Here is a 20,354-nt window from a genome sequence, read left to right as displayed (position 1 = left end):
CTGAAAATAACCGCAAGACAAGATGAGCAAGGAGAAATATACCCTGCAGGAGGTCACCACCCCCGCCCTGGAACGCGAGTGGCTGGTCTTCCCCGAAAAGATTTACAAAGGCAACCGCAACTGGGTCCGTCCGCTGGATGTGGACGTCCTCAAGGTTTTCGACCCTTCGAAAAACGAGCTTTTCGCCGACGGCGAGGCCATCCGCTGGATGGTGCGCGACACCCGGGGCGAAGTCGTGGGGCGCATCGCCGCCTTCTACAACCGCGAGAAGGCCGCCATCGAGGAGCAGCCCACGGGCGGCTGCGGCTTTTTCGAGTCGGTCGACGACCAGCAGGTCGCCGACATGCTGTTCGAAGCCTCGCGCATGTGGCTGGCCAGCCGCGGCATGGAGGCGATGGACGGTCCGATCAACTTCGGACAGCGCCGCGATTGGTGGGGGCTGCTGGTCGAGGGCTACGAGTTTCAGCCGCTTTATATGAATCCCTACAATCCCCCTTATTATAAGGAACTGTTCGAAAACTACGGGTTCCAGAACTATTTTAACCAGCACAGTTTCATCTGGCGCGTCAACGATTCGGAGGCCAACAAGCAGATCTTCGCTCGCGCCGAACGGCTCTATACGGTCCCGGGCTACCGTGTCGAGAACATCGACATGAAGAACCTGGAGGAGGCGGCCGAGAGTTTCCGCGTCATCTACAACAAAGCGTGGTCGCTCTTCTCTGGCGTGAGGCCCATGACGCAGGAGGAGGCGCTGGAGATGGTCCACGAGATGAAACCGATCATCGATCCCAATATCATCTTCTTCGCCTATTTCAACGACGAGCCGATCGGCTTCTTCATCACCGTCCCCGACCTGAACCGCCTGATCGGCAAGTTCCACGGTAAGTTCGGGCTGTGGCAGAAACTGCGCCTGATGTGGGACCTGAAGGTTCGCAAGTCGTGTGACAGGATCTTCGCCATCATCTTCGGCATCGCTCCCGAATTTCACGGCAAGGGCGTCGAGTCGGCCATCATGGTCAAGTACTGGCAGTTCCTCGAGCGGACCAAAAATCCCTACAAATCGATGGAACTGGCGTGGATCGGCGACTTCAACCCCGTGATGAACCGCATGATCGAAACCTACGTCTGCGCCACGCGCCACAAGGTCCACACCACCTACCGCTACCTGTTCGACCGGACGAAGGAGTTCCACCGCTGTCCGCGCCTGGGGGTCAAGCGCCGTTCGGAATGACATGAAGCCTGCATCAAACACACGTTATATATGAAAACCACCGTATTCACCAAGTATCACATCGCCGCAGGGGCCAGGATGGCCGAATTTGCGGGTTATAACATGCCCATCGAATTCACGGGCATCACCGACGAGCACATGGCCGTGCGCAACGGCGCCGGGGTCTTCGACGTGAGCCACATGGGCGAAATCTGGGTCAAGGGTCCCCGGGCGCTCGACCTGCTGCAACGCATCACGACCAACGACGTCTCGAAGCTCTTCGACGGCAAGGTGCAGTACACCTGCATGCCCAACGGCCGCGGGGGCATCGTCGACGACATTCTGGTTTACCGCATCGACGCCGAAACCTACATGCTCTGCGTCAATGCCGCCAATATCGACAAGGACTGGAAGCATATCTGCGCCGAGGGCAAGGCCTTCGGCATGGAGGCGGGCCACGGCAGGGAACTTTACAACGCTTCGGACGAAATCTGCCAGCTGGCCGTGCAGGGTCCGCTGGCCATGAAGATCGTGCAGAAAATGTGCGCCGAGCCGGTGGAAGGGATGGAGTATTATACCTTTAAGAAGATGCCCGTCGCCGGGTGCGACGCCATCCTTTCGATCACGGGTTACACCGGGTCGGGCGGCTGCGAGATCTACGTCGCCAACGAAGACGGCGACAAACTCTGGAAGGCCCTCTGGGAGGCCGGCGAGGAGTTCGGGCTGAAAAACATCGGCCTCGGGGCGCGCGACACCCTGCGTCTGGAGAAGGGCTTTTGCCTCTACGGCAACGACATCGACGACACCACGTCGCCGCTCGAAGCCGGGCTGGGGTGGATCACGAAATTCGCCGAGGGCAAGGATTTCATCGACCGCGCCGCGATGGAACGCCTCAAAGCCGAGGGCGTGGGGCGCAAGCTGGTGGGGTTGAAAATGGTCGAGCGGGGCATTCCGCGCCACGGCTACGCGATCGCCGCGCCGGACGGAACCGGGATCGGTCACGTCACTTCGGGAACCATGTCTCCCTGCCTGAAAGTCGGCGTGGCGCTGGGATACGTCGAGGCGGCCTATGCCAAACCGGGCACGGAAATCGCTGTGATCATCCGCGAGAAGCCCGTGAAGGCCGAAGTGGTGAAAATTCCGTTCGTATAAACCGTAACCGATTTACTCTATGAAAGCGAAATATCTCGGGCTGGACCTTTCCAGCCCCGTCGTAGTCAGCAGTTCGCCCTATACCGCGTCGATCCGCAATGTCGAGCAGTGTGTCCGCAACGGCGCGGGCGCCGTGGTGCTGAAGTCTATTTTCGAGGAGCAGATTTACCGTCAGGCCGCCTCGCTCGACCGTATGGAAGGTTACGGCGATGCCGGGGAATACCTCGAACGTTATCTGGGCGAAGCCTATAAGGCGGAGTTGCTGGAGTTGGTTTCCGATGCCGCCAAGACGGGCATTCCCGTCATCGGCAGCATCAACTGCGCCGGCGCGGGCGATGTGTGGATCGAATATGCCGCGGCCATGCAGCAGGCCGGCGCTTCGGCGCTGGAGCTGAACATCTTCCTGCTTCCGACAGATCGCCGGGCCTCGGCGCAGGAAATAGAGAGCCACTATGCCGACATCGTGCGCAAGGTTGCCGCCGAGGTGAAGATTCCCGTGTCGGTGAAGCTGCCGATGCGCCTTACGAACGTGCTGTCGGTCGGCGACGCGCTGCTGGGCCGCGGAGCCGGCGGACTGGTGCTCTACAACCGTTTCTTCGAGCCGGACATCGACATCGAGAAGATGTGCCTGGTGAACGGCGATCCGTTCAGCGAGCCGAGCGAACTGCGCAATGTCCTGCGCAGCACGGCGCTGTGCGCCCATGCGCTTCCGCAGTTGGACATTGCCGTTTCGACCGGTGTCCACGACGGGGCCGCCGCGGTCAAGTCGCTGCTTTGCGGAGCGGCGGCGGTGCAGGTCTGCACGGCGATCCACAGATACGGCTACGAGGTAATCGGGGAGATGAACCGGTTCATCGACGCGTGGGCCTCCCGCCAGGGCTTCGAGTCGCTCGACGAGTTCCGCGGACGCATGGACTACGGCTCCTCGGAGGGCGATTTCTACCAGCGCGTACAGTATATGAAATATTTCCCGCACGATGCCGAGTAGACTTTGCATCGCTTCGAGCGCAAATCCCGGATGCCTTTTGCTGGCGTCCGGGATTTTTTGCGGAGCGGGACGGGGTTGGTCCGGCGCCGGAGATTTTTTTGCGGGGCCGTTGTGCGGCGCGATGTCTGCAAACGGTTGTCCTGTCCGGTGTTGCGGGATTTATTTCGCGGTCTGCGTGTCGAATGCGGCGTCGAACATCCCCCGCAGCCGCTGCGGGTCGCGGATCACGCCGCGCAGTTCTTCGAGCCGCCGGGCATTCTCCGATTCTGCGATCCAGAGCCGAAGGTAACCGCCTTCGGCGTATTTCTTCTGCAAATGTGCGAGACAGCGGGCATACTGCCCTTCGCGGTCCAGTTCCGGGTAGTGCGCCAGTCCGTACTGGACGGTGCGGCGGATGATCGTCTCGGGGTCGATCACCCGGTCGGCTTCGGCCACGATTCGGCCGTAAACGGTGCGGGGTTCGTGGTCCGACGAGGCGCGGTGGTCCTCCACGGCGTCGCGCATCACCGCGATCTGCTCTTCGGTGAACCAGCGGCGCAACTCGGCGTCGGCCGCGAGGATGCGTCCGGCGTCGATGTGATGTCGTTCGCGGCCGTTCACGAGACCTGTGTCGTGATAGGCGGCGACGGTGTAAACCATGCCGGGGTCGGCGTCGTAATGTGCGGCCAGTTCAAGGCTCTGCGCGATGACCGTCCGGACGTGGTCCGTGCGGTGCGCGGCGTCGAAATGTTCGTAGCGGGGAATGATCTCCCGTTCGATGTATTGTTCGAGTTCCGAGTTCATGGTTGCAAGGTACGAAAAAAATCCCTCCTTGTCAAAGGAGGGATTTGGGGAGGATTGTCAGCGAACCGGATGGCGTACCCGGGTCACATTGTTTATTTCGCGTATGAAACGGCGCGGGTCTCGCGGGTGACGGTGATCTTACCTGACCCGGTAAAAAAAGTCCCTCCTTATCAAAGGAGGGATTTAGGGAGGATTGTCAGCGAACCGGATGGCGTACCCGGGTCACATTGTTTATTTCGCGTATGAAACGGCGCGGGTCTCGCGGATGACGGTGATCTTCACCTGACCCGGTAAAAAAAGTCCCTCCTTATCAAAGGAGGGATTTAGGGAGGATTGTCAGCGAACCGGATGGCGTACCCGGGTCACATTGTTTATTTCGCGTATGAAACGGCGCGAGTCTCGCGGATGACGGTGATCTTCACCTGACCCGGGTACGTCATTTCGTCCTGGATCTTCTTGGCGATGTCGTGCGAAAGTCCCTCCGACTCCTGGTCCGAGAGTTTGTCGGCTCCGACGATCACGCGCAGTTCGCGTCCGGCCTGAATGGCGTAGGTCTTCATCACGCCGGGGTACGAGAGGGCGATGTCCTCCATCTCCTTCAGACGCTTGATGTAACTCTCCACCACTTCACGGCGCGCTCCGGGACGTGCGCCCGAAATGGCGTCGCAGACCTGGATGATCGGGGCGATGAGCGAGGTCATCTCCACCTCGTCGTGGTGGGCGCCGATGGCGTTGCAGACCTCGGGCTTCTCCTTGAACTTCTCGGCGAGTTTCATGCCGATGATTGCGTGCGGCAGTTCCGGTTCGTCGTCGGGCACCTTGCCGATGTCGTGGAGCAGGCCGGCGCGGCGGGCGATCTTGGGGTTGAGACCCAGTTCCGATGCCATGATGCCTGCGAGGTTGGCCGTTTCACGGGCGTGCTGCAACAGGTTCTGGCCGTAGGACGAACGGTATTTCATCTTGCCGATCATGCGGATCAGCTCGGGGTGCAGTCCGTGGATTCCCAGGTCGATCGTCGTGCGCTTGCCGACCTCGACGATCTCCTCCTCGATCTGCTTCTGAACCTTGGCGACCACCTCCTCGATGCGTGCGGGGTGGATGCGGCCGTCGGTGACGAGCTGGTGCAGGGCCAGACGCGCAATTTCGCGGCGTACGGGGTCGAAACCCGAGAGGATGATGGCCTCGGGAGTGTCGTCGACGATGATCTCGATGCCCGTTGCGGCCTCCAGGGCGCGGATGTTGCGGCCTTCGCGGCCGATGATACGGCCCTTGACCTCGTCGCTCTCGATGTTGAACACCGTCACGGCGTTTTCGATGGCCGTCTCGGTCGCCACGCGCTGAATCGACGCTACGATGATGCGCTTGGCCTCTTTTGTGGCGGTCAGCTTGGCCTCCTCGACCGTTTCGTTGATGTAGGCGGCGGCTTCGGTTTTGGCCTCGGCTTTCATGTTCTCGATCAGGATGTTCTTGGCGTCTTCGGAACTCATGCCCGAAATCTGCTCCAGACGCGCGTTCTGTTCGCGCTGCATCTGGTCGACCTCCTCTTTCTTGTGTTCGAGAATCTGCAGCTGGTTCTGCATCTGCTCTTTCAGACGGTCGTTCTCACGGAGTTTGTTTTCCAGTTCGCGCTGCTGGTTCTGCAGGTTCTGCTCGATCTGCTTGGCGCGCTGCTCGCTCTGGGCGATTTTCTGGTTGCGCTCGTTGACCTGACGGTCGTATTCGCTCTTGAGCTGTATGAACTTTTCCTTTGCCTGAAGGATGCGCTCCTTCTTGATCATCTCTCCCTCGGCTTCAGCCTCCTTGACGGCGGCTTCGCGGCGCTTGCGGATCGACGTCTTGACCACGAGGTTCGTTACGACCGCGTAGATTGCGACGGCGACCACGGCAGAGATTGAGGCAGCCAAAATGATACTATACATGGGTCTTTGCTTGTTTGTTTTTAGTTATTAATAGGGTTTTAATTGTAGTTATAAAAAAACCGCATAGGATTCCTTAGTCTTGTTTGACGAATCTGCCGATCAGTCATGTGTGGGGGCTCCGACAATCGCAATCTTCCAACGGTACGCCGTAACGTACTCCCCGTGAGGGTGGTAAGGCCTGATTTTGAAGCGCCTTGAGTTGCCCCAATTTAAAAAATGTTCAGTTTCGCAAAGCTGTAAGGAATCTATGCGGGTAGATTCTTGTATGTAAAAGAACGTTTTTCGTACGATGCGTATTGTCCCGGGCACCTCCCCTTCGCCGGCCTCCCCTCTACCGGCCTCCCGTTTGCGGAGGCCTTCGGTCGGTCACTGCTTCGGGTCGTTCAGATACGCATCTATTTCCGTGCCGATTTTTTCGAGCTGCCGGAGATCTTCGCTGTCGACCTCCCGGCTCTGCCGCATTCCGACGTTCGCGATGGCGAATTTCAGCGCGGTCATCGACAGGTAGTCCTGGTCGTTCCAGTTCTTGATATTCTGTTGTTTTATCAGTGCGAGGTAGCTGTTCACCTCCCGTTCGGCAAGCCGGTACATCTCCTCCTTCCCGCTCTCGATGTTGAACGGATAGCTTTTGCCTGCTATTTTGAGGGTTATTGCCTGTTTTGCCATTTTTTTCGTTTCGTTTATTCCGTCGTCCTCTTCTCCGGCCTCCCGGCCGTTTTCCCCGGGGCCGTTTATTCGGCCTCCTGCGTCGTCGGGGCCGCCAGCGGCTGGCCCAGCAACGCGATGCACTTGTCCACCTCCCGCATAAGACGGTTGACGCGTGCCCGCGCTTTTTCCCGGTTACTGCCTCCGCCCGCAAGCCCTTCGGTCAGCTGCATGCGCGCCAGTTCGGCATCCAGCTCCCTGACGCGTTCCTCGAGCGTGCGTTTCTCGGAGCGGAGCGTGTCGCGCTGCGCAGTCAGTTCCGCACAAAGGTCCGACAGCCTCTTGTGGTCGTCGATCAGCTGCCGCACACGGGCTTCGATGTTCGTTATCACGCTCTTGTCGGCCATGGCCTTCGGGTAAAGTTCCGGTTTACTTTTCAAAGGTACGAAAAAAACGTAAAAAAGCAAAAAATTATTTTGCGGCAATCTCCCCGTAGAGGTCGTAGTCGGCGGCCGAGGTGACCGTCACGTCGTAGAAATGTCCGCGCAGCAGGCGGCGTTCCGACGCCGGGATCAGGATCTCCTGGTCGACTTCGGGCGAATCATACTGCGTGCGGCCGACATACCAGTCGCCCTGGCGCGAATCGATGATCACCCGTTCGGTGCGTCCCACGCGGCGGCGGTTGTTGTCGAGCGAGATCTCGTTCTGCAGGGCCATGATACGCTCCGCGCGTCGCTGCTTGACCTCCTCGGGAACGTCGTCGCGGAGGTTTTCGGCCGACCAGGTCCCCTCCTCCTCCGAGTAGGGGAAGACGCCCAGCCGTTCGAAACGCACCTCGCGCACGAATGCCAGCAGCTCTTCGAAATCGGCCTCCGTCTCGCCCGGATAACCCACCAGCAGCGTCGTGCGCAGTGCCAGGTCGGGGATCGCCCCGCGCAGGCGGCCGATCAGCTCCATGGCCTCGGCCTTGGTGTGGCGGCGGTGCATCGACACGAGCTGAACATCGGAGATGTGCTGGAACGGAATGTCGAGGTATTTGCAGATTTTCGGCTCCGAGGCCATCACGTCGATCACCTCGTCGGGAAATCCGGCAGGATAGGCGTAGTGGAGCCGGATCCATTCGATGCCGTCGATGCGGCACAGGCGGCGCAACAGCTCGGCGAGCATCCGCCGGCCGTAGAGGTCGATGCCGTAGTAGGTCGTGTCCTGCGCAATGACCATCAGCTCCCGGACGCCCTGCGCGGCCAGTTTGCGGGCCTCTTCCTCCAGCTCCTCCATCGGGACGGAGACGTGGCCGCCGCGGATGAGCGGGATGGCGCAGTAGCCGCACTTCCAGTTGCAGCCTTCGGAAATCTTCAGGTAGGCATAGTGCTTCGGGGTCGTCAGGCGGCGTTCGGTGGCCAGCGCCGGGTCCTCCGAGGCCCCCAGCGCACGAACGATGCCGTCCCACGTGCGTGCGCCGAAGTATTCGTCCACCTCGGGAATCTCGGCCCGCAGTTCGTCGGCGTAGCGTTCCGAGAGGCATCCCACGACGAACAGCCGTTCGATCTTTCCGGCCTGCTTGGCCGCCGCGGCCTGCAGGATCATCTCGACGGACTCCTGCTTGGCGTCGCCGATGAATCCGCAGGTGTTGATTACCACGACCTTGGCGTCGGTGCGGTCGCTGTCGAAGAGGACCTCGTACCCGGCGGCCGCGAGCCGTGCCATCAGATGCTCGCTGTCGACGGTGTTCTTCGAGCATCCGAGCGTTATGACGTTAATTTTTTTCATGGCCGAACAACGCGTTGACGAACTCCTTCCGGTCGAAGATGCGCAGCTGGTCGATGCCTTCGCCGATGCCGATGTAGCGCACCGGGATGTGGAACTGGTCGCTGATGCCGATCACCACGCCGCCCTTGGCCGTGCCGTCGAGCTTGGTGATCGTAAGCGAGGTGACCTGCGTGGCCTGCGTGAACTGCTTCGCCTGCTCGAAGGCGTTCTGCCCCGTTGAGCCGTCGAGCACGAGCATCACCTCGTGCGGCGCGCCTGGAATCACCTTGCCCATGACATTGCGGATTTTCGTCAGCTCGTTCATCAGGCCCACCTTGTTGTGCAGACGCCCGGCGGTGTCGATCAGCACCACGTCGGCGCCGTTGGCCTTGGCCGAGGTGAGCGTGTCGAAGGCCACCGATGCGGGGTCGGAACCCATCTGCTGGCGGATCATCGTCGCTCCGGCACGGTCGGCCCACACCTGCAACTGGTCGATGGCGGCCGCGCGGAACGTGTCCGCCGCGCCGATCCAGACCTTCCGGCCCGCCTTGCCGAGCTGCGCAGCCAGCTTGCCGATGGTCGTGGTCTTGCCGGCGCCGTTGACGCCCACGACCATCACCACGTAAGGCTGTCCCTCGGTGGCGTCCAGTCCGAAATTCTCCGACGAACCGTGCGCATCCTCCATCAGCGTCGCGATCTCCTCGCGCAGGATCGATTGCAGCTCCGAGGCGTTCATGTATTTGTCCCGGGCCACGCGCTCCTCGATGCGGCGGATGATCTTCACGGTAGTCTCCACGCCCACGTCCGACGAGATGAGCACCTCTTCGAGGTCGTCGAGCACCCCGGCGTCGATCGTCGACCGGCCCGCCACGGCCCGCGCCAGTTTCGAGAAAAGCCCCGTTTTGGTCTTTTCGAGTCCGGCGGAGAGCTCTTCCTGCTGTTTCTGCGCCTGCTCCCCGGTGGGCGGCGTATCCTGTTTCTTTTTGAAAATATCGAAAAATGCCATGTCTTAAGGATTAATCCTTTGCAAAGATAGGAAAAATGCAGGACGGTTCCAAAACCGGATCGCCGTCCGGTTCGGCAAAACGTTCCGATACATGAAAGGGTCGTTACGACCCCGGCACCGAAGAGACGAAAAAGCCGGATGGGGTCGAACCCGAACGCCTTCGGGGCGAAAAAGAGGTTCCGACTCCTAAAAGTGTCGTCGCGACACCGATGATAACAAGAAAGTTTGGAAAAAAGCGTTATATTTGTCGTATATACCTGTATTGACAATGATGAAACGAACCATTCTGCTGTTGCTCGCAGCGCTGTGCGGCGCTCTGACGGCCGCCGCCCAGGACCTGATCGTCAGGACCGATGCCTCGAAGATCGAAGCCAAAGTGATCGAAATCACGCCCGAAGCGGTGCGTTACAAGCGTTTTTCGAACCCCGACGGTCCGACCTACGTGCTTCCCGTTGCGCAAATCCATTACATCCGGTATGCCAACGGCGAAAAGGAGTATTACACCAAAACCATTCCCGCGACGCCGCTGACTCCGGCCACCCCGGCTGCTCCCGAGACCCCGGCCGCTCCCGCTGCGCCTGCCGTGCAGCCCGTTTCCGGAGGCCGGTATGTGCTCAAGCAATATGAAATCGGCGAACTTTACGATCAGAACGGCATCCGGGGCGTGATCTGCCAGCTTTCGGACGACCGCCAGCACGGACTGGTCGTGTCGCTCGATGAAATCTACCTCCACTGGAGCGAGTTCCGCAAGCCGGACCTGCGCCTTGCGGGTGCCGACAACCGCACCGACGGTGTGGCGAACATGGAGAAGGTGGCGCAGTACATCGCTGCGAACAACCTCTCGTGGGACGATTTTCCGGCTTTCAAATGGTGTCGCGACAAGGGCGAAGGCTGGTACCTGCCGGCCATCGACGAACTGCTGACCATCGGCCACAACTACAACGGCGGAACCCGCGTACAGAACAACCGCCAGGCCCGCAACAAATTCAACGACTCGCTCAAGGGCGCCGGGGGTAAGCGCATGGACCGCCTGGTCTACTATTTCTCCTCGACCGAGATGGACGAGAAGAACGCCTACACGACCCATATGGGCATCGAGCCTCCTTATGTGATCGAAATTCCGAAATACAATAAATTCCTCGTGCGCGCCGTGCACAGGTTCTGACCATCTTTATAACATGCATTCTTTGGAGCGAATAAATCTTTTCGTCGCTATCGGCGAAAGCTATGCGCAGCACTGCTGTGTGATGCTGGTTTCCGTACTGGAAAACAACCCGGAACTGGCGTTCGACTGTTGCATATTGACCGACGGATTGTCGGAAGGCAGCCGGCGCCGGCTCGACGCGGTGGCCAAACGCCATGCGGATTGCCGGCTGGATGTCCGTGTCGTCGACGACGCCGTTTTCCGGGAACTGAAACTCAACATCCCCCACGTCTCGCGGCACACCTATTATAGGTATGCCATTGCGGAACTCTTTCCGCAACTCGACAAGGCCCTCTACCTCGACGCCGACCTGGTGGTCCGGGGGAGTCTTGCGGAGTTGTGGAATACGGACCTCGGCGGATTTCTGTGTGCCGGAGTGCGCGACCGGGGAATTGAATTGCTTCACTACAAGCCGGAGATCGGGTTCGAGTTGGACGAATTGTACGTCAACGCCGGGGTGTTGGTGTTGAACCTCGCGGAGATGCGCAGGGAAGGGCTTTTTCGCAAATTGTGCGCTGCGACGCAGGAACTGGAGGGGCGGATCCGTTTTCAGGACCAGGATATTATCAATATCGTCTGCCGGGGGCGGATTCTCGAGCTGCCCGATCGGTTCAATTTCACCTCGGAGTATGTTCGCGACTATCCCGACCGGCGTTCCGGGGCTGTTGTCGTCCACTACACCGGCGCCCGGAAACCCTGGTCGGCTGCGCTCTGCCCCAATGCCTTGAAAGGGCTTTATTATCATTACCTGGCCCGTACGCCGTACCGTTTGGCCCGCTACGGGCTGCAACTGCGGCAGACCGTGCAGAAAACGTTGCCGGCGTTCCTGCGCAAACAGCCGGCCGGGGTGAAACCCATTCGGGTCGCGCTGATCGTCAATGAATTTTTTGGTGGCGGAGGCACGGCCATCGGTGGCATCGGATTCCTTGCGCGCAACTACATTGCCAAATACATTCCCTGCGACGACATCCGGATCGACGTGCTGATCGGGCGGCATCACGGACTCTCGATGGCTTCGCGGATTCGCGTGGATAACGTTTTCCTCTACCGCCTGCCGGGCCGCCATTTTATCGCCCGGTGGCTTAAACGCAAGCATTACGACCTCTACTTCGCGCCCGAGATGACGTGGGATATGCTCCACTACGAGGGGAAAAGCGATACGCCGCTGCTGCTCTGGGTGCAGGACCCGCGGCCCTGGACCGACTGGCTGGAGATTCAGACAGTCGGGTTGTTCCCCGAAACCTGTTACTGGAACACCCGGATTTATGAATCCGTAAATCGGCTTTTCAAACAAGGACGGGTGTCGTTCGTTACCCAGGGGCGCTACCTCGCCGACAAGGCCCGCATCCTTTACCGGCTCGCCGGACAGACCCCCGTGGAGTACCTGCCCAATCCGATCGACGTGGAGACCGGGTTCGACCCCGACACGTGCGTCAAGCATGACGAGGTGGTTTTCGTCGGCCGCATCGCCTCGGTTAAACGGGCGTGGCTGTTCTGCGAGGTCGCCAAGCGTATGCCCGAATACGAGTTCTACCTGGTCGGGCAGTCGCAGATCGAGAAGGACCGTAACGAGGAGATCATGGCGCCCTATCGCACGGGCATTCCCAACCTCCATTTCGTCGGACACCTCGAAGGCGAAGAGAAGTTCCGCCGCATCCGCGAGGCGAAGATTCTGATTAACACGTCTATTCACGAGGCGCTGCCCGTGACGTTCCTCGAAGCGCTGGCCTGCGGTACGCTTTTGGTGAGCTGTCAGAACCCCGACGGGATGACTTCGCGCTTCGGTATCTACACCGGACCTGTGCTCGGCGACGGATTCGACAAGGTCGACCTCTTCGTCGATGCGGTCCGCACGCTGATCAAGGACGAGGCGCGGCGCAAGGAGCTGTCCGCTGCGGCGTGCGAGTACGTGAAATCCGTGCACGGCGTCGGGGAGTTTGTCCGCAACACCCGCCGCCTGATCCGGGAAACGGCGCGGCGGCGGTAACGGCCTGCCGCCGACATCCTGAAAACACAAAGGGCATCCCGAAAGATGCCCTTTGTATTTAAGAGTCGTGCTCTTAAAATACTTATTTCTTCTCCTCGAAGAAATCCTTTACCTGGTCGTTGGCGATGACACCTTCCTTGAACATGTAGGAACCGGTCTTGTCCGACTTGACCATCTTGATGCACTTGGTGAACTGCTTACCCGTGCCGGTTTTCAGTGTTGCGACTACTTTCTTTGCCATAGAGCTTCTTTACTATTTGATTTCACGGTGAACGGTAACCCGCTTGAGGAAAGGATTGTACTTCTTACGCTCCAGACGGTCGGGGGTGTTTTTCTTGTTCTTGGTGGTGATGTAACGGGACATTCCCGCAACGCCGCTCTCTTTTTGTTCGGTGCACTCGAGGATGACCTGAACTCTGTTGCCTTTCTTTGCCATTTGCTACTCGTTGTTTTTAGTACACGCTTTTGGGTGCGGCAGCTTCGCGCAGAGCGGCTGCAAGCCCTTTCTTGTTGATTGTTTTCATGCCGGCGGCGGATACCTTCAGGGTAATCCAGCGACCCTCCTGCTCGGACCAGAAGCGCTTGGTTTTCAGATTGGGACTGAATTTGCGCTTGGTCTTGTGGTGCGAGTGCGAGACGTTATTTCCCACGATCGCCACCTTGCCTGTGATTTCGCAAACTTTCATTGTTTGATTATTTTTGGTTAAAACCCGATTAAGGGAGTGCAAATATACAACAAAACTATTTATCGGCAAAAAGAAATCAATAAAACATACAAAATCATTGAACGGCAGCAAATGGCAGTCAATTCATTCCATTCGTCAGAAATATAATCCGGAATCTGTGAATAACTGTTTTACACGACTGTTTGCTGGTCTTGATTTGTTACCCCGTTGTTACTTTATAATATACGAAAAAAATTCCGAAAATCCCAATAAAAAATCCGGACAAATTTAATCGATTCATTATTTCCCTCATATAATATGTAAATATTAAAAATAAAATATGACAAATAATGGAATCATAAAATTGCGAAGTAAACCGACCGGTAGTGGGAACCGGTCCCTGTACCTCGATCTGTATTACAGAGGAGATCGTAGATACGAATTTTTGCATCTGTATCTTGTTCCCGAACGAACAAAATCCGACCGACTTAAAAACGAGGAAACCCTCCGGTTGGCAAATGCAATCAAATCCCAAAGAACCGTCGAGTTCTTCAATGATCTACACGGGTTTACCAGCAAAAGACCCGATGTCAATTTGATACAATACATCGAACAGGTCAGTAATAACAAACAGAAGATCGGCAAAAACGGGGTTCCCGGTTCTCTACGGATGTTGATATACCACCTGAAAAAATACAAGGGTGATCGAATTCTGTTGAAAGATGTAGATGTCAAGTACCTGAACGGATTCGTCCGATATTTGTCTTCTGCAATATCGGCAAATTCCGGCAGACAGAAACGAACCCTCAAACAATCGACTCAACACAATATTTTTGCCTCGTTGAAAATGATTGTCCATCAGGCAATCAAAGATGAATTGTTGGCCCATGATCCGACCAAATCGGTGGATTCCCCGACGACAGTACAATCTCACAAAGAGTACCTGACCGAATCGGAACTCAAAAAATTGATTGCCACCCCCAGTAGGAACGAAGTTGTCAAAAGATCATTTTTATTTTGTTGTTTTACGGGATTACGACTTTCGGATGTCCGTAATCTGACGTGGAACCACATTACGACGGGATCGGACAATCAAATGCAACTCAACTTTCGACAGAAAAAAACAAAGATCGAGAACTACATTCCCTTGTCGGACAATGCAATCTCTCAACTCCCGGAACAACATTCGTCCGATTCGGTATTTCCGTTACCTTCGGATAATGCAATCCGTGAAACCCTGAAAAAGTGGGTGTCGGATTCGGGTATCTCAAAACACATCACGTTCCATTGCAGCAGACACACTTGCGGAACTTTGTTGTTGAACTCCGGTGTGGACATCTATACCGTCAAGGAGATATTGGGACATACCGATATCGGAACCACCATGCAATATGCAAAAGTCGTTGACAGAACGAAACGAAAGGCAGTCAATAGTATCCCTCCCCTATATTGATCTTTGTTGAACTCGGTGTATTATCTCAAAAAGACCGGGATTGTCGTTACGGTTGACCCGTATCGAATCGGAACAAGGTGTGACGTCGAGTGTTTTAAGTAAATTGTTGCAACACGACAAAAATCGTAGGGAATAACAATAGTCGAGATTCAAAGTTCGGAGACGATTGAACCTGCAATTCAGAACCGTAAGGAAATGACACGACATTATATCGAGGTGGGACAATTCACATCCGGGACAAAACAAATAATTCAGTTTATAGTGATTCCGTAATTCGAGTTTTTTGACGGGATTCCATCCACAATTCAAATAGGTCAGATTCGGGAACGATTCGATCCCTGCAAACGACTCGATCCCTCGGTGGGAACAATCTATCTTCGTAATTCGTAAAGTATCGTAGAGGGAGATTTTACCCTCTTTATCGACGACAAGATCATAGGTACTGACCAGATAATCGAAGAAATTGGAATCGGGGATACGAACTCCGTATCGATAAGTTCGTTCGGTGACTTTGTAAGTAGGAAAATCCATAGGTAGATTCGTTTTTTTGTATTTATCGAGAGGAAAAACCGGCAACATACTGAGAAGATACTGAAAGTAAAATAGTGATTTTTTGGAATATTCGGGTTAAATTTGTTCTGCAATACCCCGTTGAGTGTATTGATATTAGCAAACATTTTTATACCTTTGTGGTGTTCCTTCGGGGACAGACATATTATTGATGAAAGTGTTTTGCATCATCCTTGGATAGAAATCTGGTAAATTTCAAAAGGACAAGGATAACAATGGCACTCGTCACTTGTATAGCTATGTATCGTTCGGATATATACTATTCAAGTGTGGGGTATTGTTTATTTGTCCTTGGGTTTACCAGAACCTCTATCCAGATAGACAAACAACTCCACACTTTCTTTTTTGATTGAATCCACCATTTGGGAGTTGAATGGTAACTACAATTTGAATGTTCAATCAATTCAAACAATAGTTACTATGAAAAAAATTCTATCGGTGTTGTGTATTGCTACATTGCTGTTTGTAAGTTGCAGTGACGAGTATGACGACAGTAAACTGTGGCAAAATGTCAATGATCTGAAAGATCGGATTGCATCCTTGGAGAAAACGGTACAAACCATGAACTCGGACATCAGTTCGATTCAGAGTATCATCGATGCAATCAATGCAAGGGATTACATTGTCAAAATAGAAGAACTTGCAGACAAGAGTGGATATACAATCACTTTTGCAAAAGGGAATACCATTACCATTAAACATGGCAAGGATGGAATCGATGGCAAAGATTCCCCTATTATCGGTATTGACATCTACGAAGGTATCTATTATTGGACAATCACAACCAATGGAAACAAGACTTGGTTGTTGGATAACGATGGAAATAAACTGAAAGTTTCCGGAGTAGATGGCAAAACTGCATATGATCTTGCAGTTGAAAAAGGTTATAAGGGGACATTGAAGGAGTGGTTGGAATCATTGAAAGGTTCAGATGGTCAGAATGGTTCCGAGGGGAAATCTGCATATGAACTTGCAGTAGAGAAAGGATATACAGGAACATTGGAAGAATGGTTGTTGTCCTTGAATGGAACCAATGGGTCGAACGGCAAATCTGCATATGAACTTGCTGTTGAAAAAGGATATGAGGGGACATTGGACGAGTGGTTGGAATCATTGAAAGGATCGAATGGCAAATCTGCATACGAACTGGCAGTAGAGAAAGGATATTCCGGAACCATCGAAGAATGGCTGGAATCCTTGAATGGAACCGATGGTAAGGACGGTTCTGACGGAGAAGACGGCAAAGATGGCATCACTCCGGTTTTGGGTGTCGATTCCGAAGGATATTGGACAATCGACATGGGGAATGGTATTCAAAGACTGAAAGATACAAATGGAAAAGATGTAAAAGCAATCGGACAGGATGGAACAGACGGAAAAGATGGGGTTGACGGTAGTTCTTTCTTCAACAATGTCCGTTATGACGATAATTTCGTGTATTTTACATTCACCGATGGGAAGGTAGTGTCTATCCCCTTGTCTAAAGGGGTATCTTTTACTGTATCAAATGTTTCTGATCGGCAATTGTTTGTATATGGTGAAACAAGAACGTTTGATATTGTACAGAACAATATTGCCAAAATTTCAATCTCGAAACCTGACGGATGGAAAGTCTCTGTTCTTGGAGATGTAATGACTGTTATTGCACCTCCCCAAGAGAATACTTTTGCAGAAGAGAGTGGTGAAATTGCAATTACTGCAATGGGGACGGATTCCAAGAGTTTTGTCATGTTCTCGTTCTCTGTAAAAGTAGAACCTTACCAATTTGAAGATTCAAAATTCGAAGAATATATCTTAACGAATTTTGATAAGGATGAAAATGGGTTTCTCTCCCAATCAGAAGTAAACGAAATCATTTCTATTGATTGTAGTGGTCTGGGAATTACGTCAATTGCAGAAATCAAGAATTTCCCGAATCTTGTTTCGTTGAATTGTAGCAATAACTCTATTGCAAAATTGGATTTAACAGGAAACTTGCAACTCAAAATCCTTGATTGCAGCAACAATCAGATTATAGAACTGGATACAAGTGAAAACACCTCTCTGCAAACCCTGTCTTGCTATGGAAACGATTTGCAATTATTGGATTTCAGTAATTGCAAGGATTTGATAACACTCTATTTGCTTGAAAATGGCAAGAACGTCATTACGGACAATAGCAGTAGTATAGAAGAATCATATATGATGACTATTGATAAATCATCATATAACAATCTTGTATTATCATTTGCGAATACACAGATTCTGCAATTGGATTGTACCAACAATGAGTCGTTACAGTCGATCGACATCGGTAAAAACGATCAACTTGCTATTATGAGAATTGAATCTAATCCGTTGTTAGAGATATTGGATGTAACCAAAAATTCGAAATTGGAGATTTTATATTGCACCAACAATAAATTATCTGGATTGGATGTATCTCAAAATCCGATTTTAAGTACGTTGGATTGTTCTGGAAATGAAATCTCCCTGTTGGATGTCATGAATAATCCACAATTGACATTATTAAATTGTGGGAACAATAGATTATCGTCAATTAGTACAATAAACAATACAAAACTATCTGCCTTATATTGTAATGACAATCAACTAACAGATTTGGACATATCCCAAAACGGTCAATTGACAATATTGGATTATTCGAATGGAAAATTTATATCTTCTCCAACATTCAATTTCCCCGGCGAATGTTCTGGGAATACGATTTCATCTTTAAACATTTCAAACAATCCGAATCTCTCTCAGATTTATTGCAGTAATAACAAAATACGGGAACTAAATTTATCCGAGTGCAAAAATCTGATGGTATTAAGTTGTGAAAACAATCAGTTGACTAAACTTGATTTATCGGCAAATTCAAGACTGCAACAATTGACTGGTTATAATAACAAAATAGAAACATTGGATTTCACACATAATACACAGTTAGGAGGTGCAATCATACACAATAATAATTTGACTAATTCAATAGATGTCACCATGTGTAATCGTAATGGTTGTTTAATTATATGTATGGAAAATCCCAATCTTCAATCCGTATATATGACAAGAAACCAATACCAATACACGTCAAGTATTTATCCGGATTTCCTAAAATTCTTTGATCCTCATACAACTCTTTATGTCGATGGTTATCCCATGAATTAATGTTCAATTATTAATCTTAAATGCCATTTGTTATGTCGGAGATATTGAATAAAATTAGCGATTACAAAAATAAAATCTTAGATCACATTTTATTAGAATTATATAAAAAAGATTTAGCAGATGGCAATATGCAAAGGTTGTATTCTATGAATGAGATTTTTGCGGATCAATATAATTTCCAAGATTATTATGTCGATATTCTTTCTCGTGAGGGATATGTAATTGCTTCTTATCAAGGTCACCAGATAGAATTGACAATTACATCTTATGGGAAACGATTCTGTGAAACATCATCGTTCTCACAACCGAACGTACCGATAACCAAGCAAATGTGATCTACAAGTGATATATCAATTGCAATTCCAAATCGTTTCATTTTTTGGATTGATATTCACAACAAAAATCAATTGAAAAACCGAGAAAAATCATCATTTTTTGACGAATTTTTCTCGGTTTTTCTTGTGATTGTATATTTGTTTACACCCCCTCAACGAGTGTATTCAACTCCTCGATAAGAGGACTACGGACTACTCCTATCGATTTGTTTTGCAATAACAATTTAGTTTGTCGTTTAATCTCCGAGAGTTGCCGTTTGTCCAGTTCTCCGAGTTTAAATTGCTGATCCATTCTCTTGAAAAACTCAATCATTCCTCCTTCTCGTTCAACCAACAACAACATCCCGATCTTGTTCAAGTCCCGAATCCCTTGGCAATCGGTGATGTCGATCTCGTATTCGTTGACTTTGACAATATTTCGGTATACCGATTTCCAATAATCGACAATTCGATTGTAGAACGCAACATCATACAACATCGGAACAGCCACCTTGTTCACTTTGAAAATTTGTTTGATGTGATGTTTAAAACGAAGTTCATACCGCAACAAATTCTTGTTTTGATATTCCGGTGGAATGTAATCTTTGTGATGGATCGTCTCCTTGATCTTGTCGTAGAATACCAATTGTTTTTTGTCGGAGACCGAACTGTAATACAATCCCTCTACACCGTTGTACAACTGTTCCAGTCGTTTGTAGTAAGGCAAATTCCCCAAGTGGTAGAAATAGGATTCCGGAGGGTAGGTAACCTCAAAGTTGTATGCAACATCCATCCGGGAGACAGTTGCATTGTTCAACGAGATATGCAACGTGTCGGACAATTTTTCAAATGCAAGTCGGGTGTCAGTCCTCGTAAAGTTGACCACGTTGTTCCCGTAAAGAAACTTGCAAAGACTGCCGTTGCCGATGGATACTCCTTGTGTCGTTGTTCGGATAGTCAGATTGTCAATATGGGAAATATATGTGGTTCCATATCGGGATGTGGTTGTATCGACATTCAGATCACGAGTAACCGTCTTGACAAAATTCAATTGTTGGGTATCAATTGATCGAAGGTTTATATTGATAGTATCGAACATGATTCAAACAAATATTTTGTATTAAAAACAATATTAATATGTGCAACGGATTCGTCGGAGGTCATCGAGTGATTCTCGGTACAAATCCACTGCATGATATTGATATTGTTCGCCATAGTCGTTCGATACGTTGATTTATAATATATATTCGTCATCGTACCCCTCCCATATTTTTCAAATTGTACAACGTTGCTTTTTGCTGTGTTTCTTCGACGGTATCCTGTCGGTTCTGCAACAACCAATTCTCTACCTCCTCCTTGTCGAAGAAGATTTTTTTGCCGTTCGGTTTATGAAACGGGATCACCCGTTCACTGGTCAGGTGATACAAGTAGTCTTTACTCAGTCCGTACATCAACGATACTTCGTCGGGTGTCAATACGGTTTTGTTGTTCAACAACAACAATTGTTTAATCTCTTGTAGTTCAGTTTGTAATTCTGTTCTCATATTTATGAAATTTTA

19 protein-coding genes and 1 pseudogene are annotated in these 20,354 nt (G+C 52.0%); 9 read left to right on the top strand and 11 right to left on the bottom strand.

What is annotated here, in order from left to right; all coding sequences use genetic code 11:
• Window positions 1-22 precede the first annotated feature (22 nt).
• Genes ACGHP5_RS04075 through ACGHP5_RS04065 form a run of 3 tightly spaced genes read left to right on the top strand, consistent with a single transcriptional unit; the run spans window position 23 to window position 3,350 of the window.
• Window positions 23-1,231: a hypothetical protein gene (locus ACGHP5_RS04075; RefSeq protein WP_295905411.1), complete on the top strand. Its 1,209-nt coding sequence runs from the start codon at window positions 23-25 to the stop codon at window positions 1,229-1,231.
• 30 nt (window positions 1,232-1,261) lie between these two features.
• Window positions 1,262-2,362, top strand: a complete 1,101-nt coding sequence (gcvT, locus tag ACGHP5_RS04070; protein ID WP_290532878.1) for a glycine cleavage system aminomethyltransferase GcvT — start codon at window positions 1,262-1,264, stop codon at window positions 2,360-2,362.
• Between the two features lie 19 nt (window positions 2,363-2,381).
• Entirely contained in the window at window positions 2,382-3,350 is a 969-nt protein-coding gene (locus tag ACGHP5_RS04065) for a dihydroorotate dehydrogenase-like protein (RefSeq protein WP_337657121.1), read from the top strand.
• Between the two features lie 159 nt (window positions 3,351-3,509).
• Here the strand turns inward: ACGHP5_RS04065 and ACGHP5_RS04060 are convergent, their stop codons facing one another.
• The 6 genes from ACGHP5_RS04060 to ftsY form a co-directional block, all read right to left on the bottom strand.
• Window positions 3,510-4,133 (bottom strand): HD domain-containing protein, encoded by a 624-nt coding sequence (locus ACGHP5_RS04060; protein ID WP_337755845.1) that lies wholly within the window; start codon window positions 4,131-4,133, stop codon window positions 3,510-3,512.
• A gap of 371 nt (window positions 4,134-4,504) precedes the next feature.
• On the bottom strand, window positions 4,505-6,052 hold the full coding sequence (rny, locus tag ACGHP5_RS04055) for a ribonuclease Y (RefSeq protein WP_290532875.1): 1,548 nt from the start codon (window positions 6,050-6,052) through the stop codon (window positions 4,505-4,507).
• 366 nt (window positions 6,053-6,418) lie between these two features.
• A complete protein-coding gene (locus ACGHP5_RS04050; RefSeq protein WP_337755844.1) occupies window positions 6,419-6,718 on the bottom strand; it encodes a cell division protein ZapA in 300 nt (99 codons plus the stop codon).
• Window positions 6,719-6,783: 65 nt separating this feature from the next.
• On the bottom strand, window positions 6,784-7,104 hold the full coding sequence (locus tag ACGHP5_RS04045) for a hypothetical protein (RefSeq protein ID WP_290532922.1): 321 nt from the start codon (window positions 7,102-7,104) through the stop codon (window positions 6,784-6,786).
• A gap of 64 nt (window positions 7,105-7,168) precedes the next feature.
• Window positions 7,169-8,467, bottom strand: a complete 1,299-nt coding sequence (rimO, locus tag ACGHP5_RS04040; RefSeq protein ID WP_390568107.1) for a 30S ribosomal protein S12 methylthiotransferase RimO — start codon at window positions 8,465-8,467, stop codon at window positions 7,169-7,171.
• A complete protein-coding gene (ftsY, locus tag ACGHP5_RS04035; RefSeq protein ID WP_290532872.1) occupies window positions 8,454-9,452 on the bottom strand; it encodes a signal recognition particle-docking protein FtsY in 999 nt (332 codons plus the stop codon). Before ftsY ends, rimO begins: the two co-directional genes overlap by 14 nt.
• A gap of 271 nt (window positions 9,453-9,723) precedes the next feature.
• On the opposite strand from ftsY, the gene ACGHP5_RS04030 reads away from it, so the two are divergent.
• Together ACGHP5_RS04030 and ACGHP5_RS04025 are read left to right on the top strand one after the other, a co-directional pair.
• Window positions 9,724-10,617 carry a hypothetical protein gene (locus ACGHP5_RS04030; protein WP_290532871.1) on the top strand — a complete coding sequence of 298 codons (894 nt, stop codon included), beginning with the start codon at window positions 9,724-9,726 and terminating at the stop codon, window positions 10,615-10,617.
• Window positions 10,618-10,639: 22 nt separating this feature from the next.
• Entirely contained in the window at window positions 10,640-12,643 is a 2,004-nt protein-coding gene (locus tag ACGHP5_RS04025; protein WP_337755840.1) for a glycosyltransferase, read from the top strand.
• A gap of 82 nt (window positions 12,644-12,725) precedes the next feature.
• Here ACGHP5_RS04025 and ACGHP5_RS04020 read toward each other — a convergent pair whose 3' ends face one another.
• The 3 genes from ACGHP5_RS04020 to rpmB are packed head-to-tail and all read right to left on the bottom strand — an operon-like array spanning window position 12,726 to window position 13,329.
• A complete protein-coding gene (locus ACGHP5_RS04020; protein WP_278945601.1) occupies window positions 12,726-12,884 on the bottom strand; it encodes a DUF4295 domain-containing protein in 159 nt (52 codons plus the stop codon).
• Between the two features lie 12 nt (window positions 12,885-12,896).
• Complete coding sequence (rpmG, locus tag ACGHP5_RS04015; RefSeq protein ID WP_015547264.1) at window positions 12,897-13,079, bottom strand: 50S ribosomal protein L33; 183 nt, start codon at window positions 13,077-13,079, stop codon at window positions 12,897-12,899.
• Window positions 13,080-13,095: 16 nt separating this feature from the next.
• Window positions 13,096-13,329, bottom strand: coding sequence for a 50S ribosomal protein L28 (gene rpmB / locus ACGHP5_RS04010; RefSeq protein WP_022062508.1), 234 nt, complete (start codon window positions 13,327-13,329; stop codon window positions 13,096-13,098).
• A gap of 319 nt (window positions 13,330-13,648) precedes the next feature.
• Between rpmB and ACGHP5_RS04005 the strand changes: the two are divergent.
• From ACGHP5_RS04005 to ACGHP5_RS03990, 4 genes and pseudogenes are all read left to right on the top strand, one after another.
• Window positions 13,649-13,840 (top strand): annotated as a pseudogene (locus tag ACGHP5_RS04005) (Arm DNA-binding domain-containing protein); the annotation flags it as partial.
• Between the two features lie 63 nt (window positions 13,841-13,903).
• Window positions 13,904-14,761 carry a tyrosine-type recombinase/integrase gene (locus ACGHP5_RS04000; RefSeq protein WP_390568397.1) on the top strand — a complete coding sequence of 286 codons (858 nt, stop codon included), beginning with the start codon at window positions 13,904-13,906 and terminating at the stop codon, window positions 14,759-14,761.
• A 990-nt stretch (window positions 14,762-15,751) separates the two neighbouring features.
• Window positions 15,752-18,481 carry a PL29 family lyase N-terminal domain-containing protein gene (locus ACGHP5_RS03995; RefSeq protein ID WP_390568104.1) on the top strand — a complete coding sequence of 910 codons (2,730 nt, stop codon included), beginning with the start codon at window positions 15,752-15,754 and terminating at the stop codon, window positions 18,479-18,481.
• 32 nt (window positions 18,482-18,513) lie between these two features.
• On the top strand, window positions 18,514-18,816 hold the full coding sequence (locus ACGHP5_RS03990; protein ID WP_390568103.1) for a hypothetical protein: 303 nt from the start codon (window positions 18,514-18,516) through the stop codon (window positions 18,814-18,816).
• A 142-nt stretch (window positions 18,817-18,958) separates the two neighbouring features.
• On the opposite strand, the gene ACGHP5_RS03985 is transcribed toward ACGHP5_RS03990, so the two are convergent.
• Both ACGHP5_RS03985 and ACGHP5_RS03980 read right to left on the bottom strand, forming a co-directional pair.
• Window positions 18,959-19,894 carry a phage/plasmid replication protein gene (locus ACGHP5_RS03985; protein WP_390568102.1) on the bottom strand — a complete coding sequence of 312 codons (936 nt, stop codon included), beginning with the start codon at window positions 19,892-19,894 and terminating at the stop codon, window positions 18,959-18,961.
• A 151-nt stretch (window positions 19,895-20,045) separates the two neighbouring features.
• The gene (locus ACGHP5_RS03980) at window positions 20,046-20,339 is read right to left on the bottom strand and encodes a helix-turn-helix domain-containing protein (protein ID WP_295941937.1); all 294 of its coding nucleotides are present in this window, start codon (window positions 20,337-20,339) and stop codon (window positions 20,046-20,048) included.
• Window positions 20,340-20,354: the final 15 nt, after the last annotated feature.

The organism is Alistipes sp. i18-0019-D1, from assembly GCF_042852885.1.
Classification (GTDB): domain Bacteria; phylum Bacteroidota; class Bacteroidia; order Bacteroidales; family Rikenellaceae; genus Alistipes.
The sequence above is the reverse complement of the archived record's forward strand: the minus strand, read 5'-3'. Positions and strand labels throughout refer to the sequence as shown.

What these genes read in the sequence shown, in the direction of transcription:
- ACGHP5_RS04075 (WP_295905411.1), top strand. Translation starts at nt 23, where the DNA reads ATGAGCAAGGAGAAATATACCCTGCAGGAGGTCACCACCCCCGCCCTG.
- gcvT (WP_290532878.1), top strand. Translation starts at nt 1,262, where the DNA reads ATGAAAACCACCGTATTCACCAAGTATCACATCGCCGCAGGGGCCAGG.
- ACGHP5_RS04065 (WP_337657121.1), top strand. Translation starts at nt 2,382, where the DNA reads ATGAAAGCGAAATATCTCGGGCTGGACCTTTCCAGCCCCGTCGTAGTC.
- ACGHP5_RS04060 (WP_337755845.1), bottom strand. Translation starts at nt 4,133, where the DNA reads ATGAACTCGGAACTCGAACAATACATCGAACGGGAGATCATTCCCCGC.
- rny (WP_290532875.1), bottom strand. Translation starts at nt 6,052, where the DNA reads ATGTATAGTATCATTTTGGCTGCCTCAATCTCTGCCGTGGTCGCCGTC.
- ACGHP5_RS04050 (WP_337755844.1), bottom strand. Translation starts at nt 6,718, where the DNA reads ATGGCAAAACAGGCAATAACCCTCAAAATAGCAGGCAAAAGCTATCCG.
- ACGHP5_RS04045 (WP_290532922.1), bottom strand. Translation starts at nt 7,104, where the DNA reads ATGGCCGACAAGAGCGTGATAACGAACATCGAAGCCCGTGTGCGGCAG.
- rimO (WP_390568107.1), bottom strand. Translation starts at nt 8,467, where the DNA reads ATGAAAAAAATTAACGTCATAACGCTCGGATGCTCGAAGAACACCGTC.
- ftsY (WP_290532872.1), bottom strand. Translation starts at nt 9,452, where the DNA reads ATGGCATTTTTCGATATTTTCAAAAAGAAACAGGATACGCCGCCCACC.
- ACGHP5_RS04030 (WP_290532871.1), top strand. Translation starts at nt 9,724, where the DNA reads ATGAAACGAACCATTCTGCTGTTGCTCGCAGCGCTGTGCGGCGCTCTG.
- ACGHP5_RS04020 (WP_278945601.1), bottom strand. Translation starts at nt 12,884, where the DNA reads ATGGCAAAGAAAGTAGTCGCAACACTGAAAACCGGCACGGGTAAGCAG.
- rpmG (WP_015547264.1), bottom strand. Translation starts at nt 13,079, where the DNA reads ATGGCAAAGAAAGGCAACAGAGTTCAGGTCATCCTCGAGTGCACCGAA.
- rpmB (WP_022062508.1), bottom strand. Translation starts at nt 13,329, where the DNA reads ATGAAAGTTTGCGAAATCACAGGCAAGGTGGCGATCGTGGGAAATAAC.
- ACGHP5_RS03995 (WP_390568104.1), top strand. Translation starts at nt 15,752, where the DNA reads ATGAAAAAAATTCTATCGGTGTTGTGTATTGCTACATTGCTGTTTGTA.
- ACGHP5_RS03990 (WP_390568103.1), top strand. Translation starts at nt 18,514, where the DNA reads ATGTCGGAGATATTGAATAAAATTAGCGATTACAAAAATAAAATCTTA.
- ACGHP5_RS03985 (WP_390568102.1), bottom strand. Translation starts at nt 19,894, where the DNA reads ATGTTCGATACTATCAATATAAACCTTCGATCAATTGATACCCAACAA.
- ACGHP5_RS03980 (WP_295941937.1), bottom strand. Translation starts at nt 20,339, where the DNA reads ATGAGAACAGAATTACAAACTGAACTACAAGAGATTAAACAATTGTTG.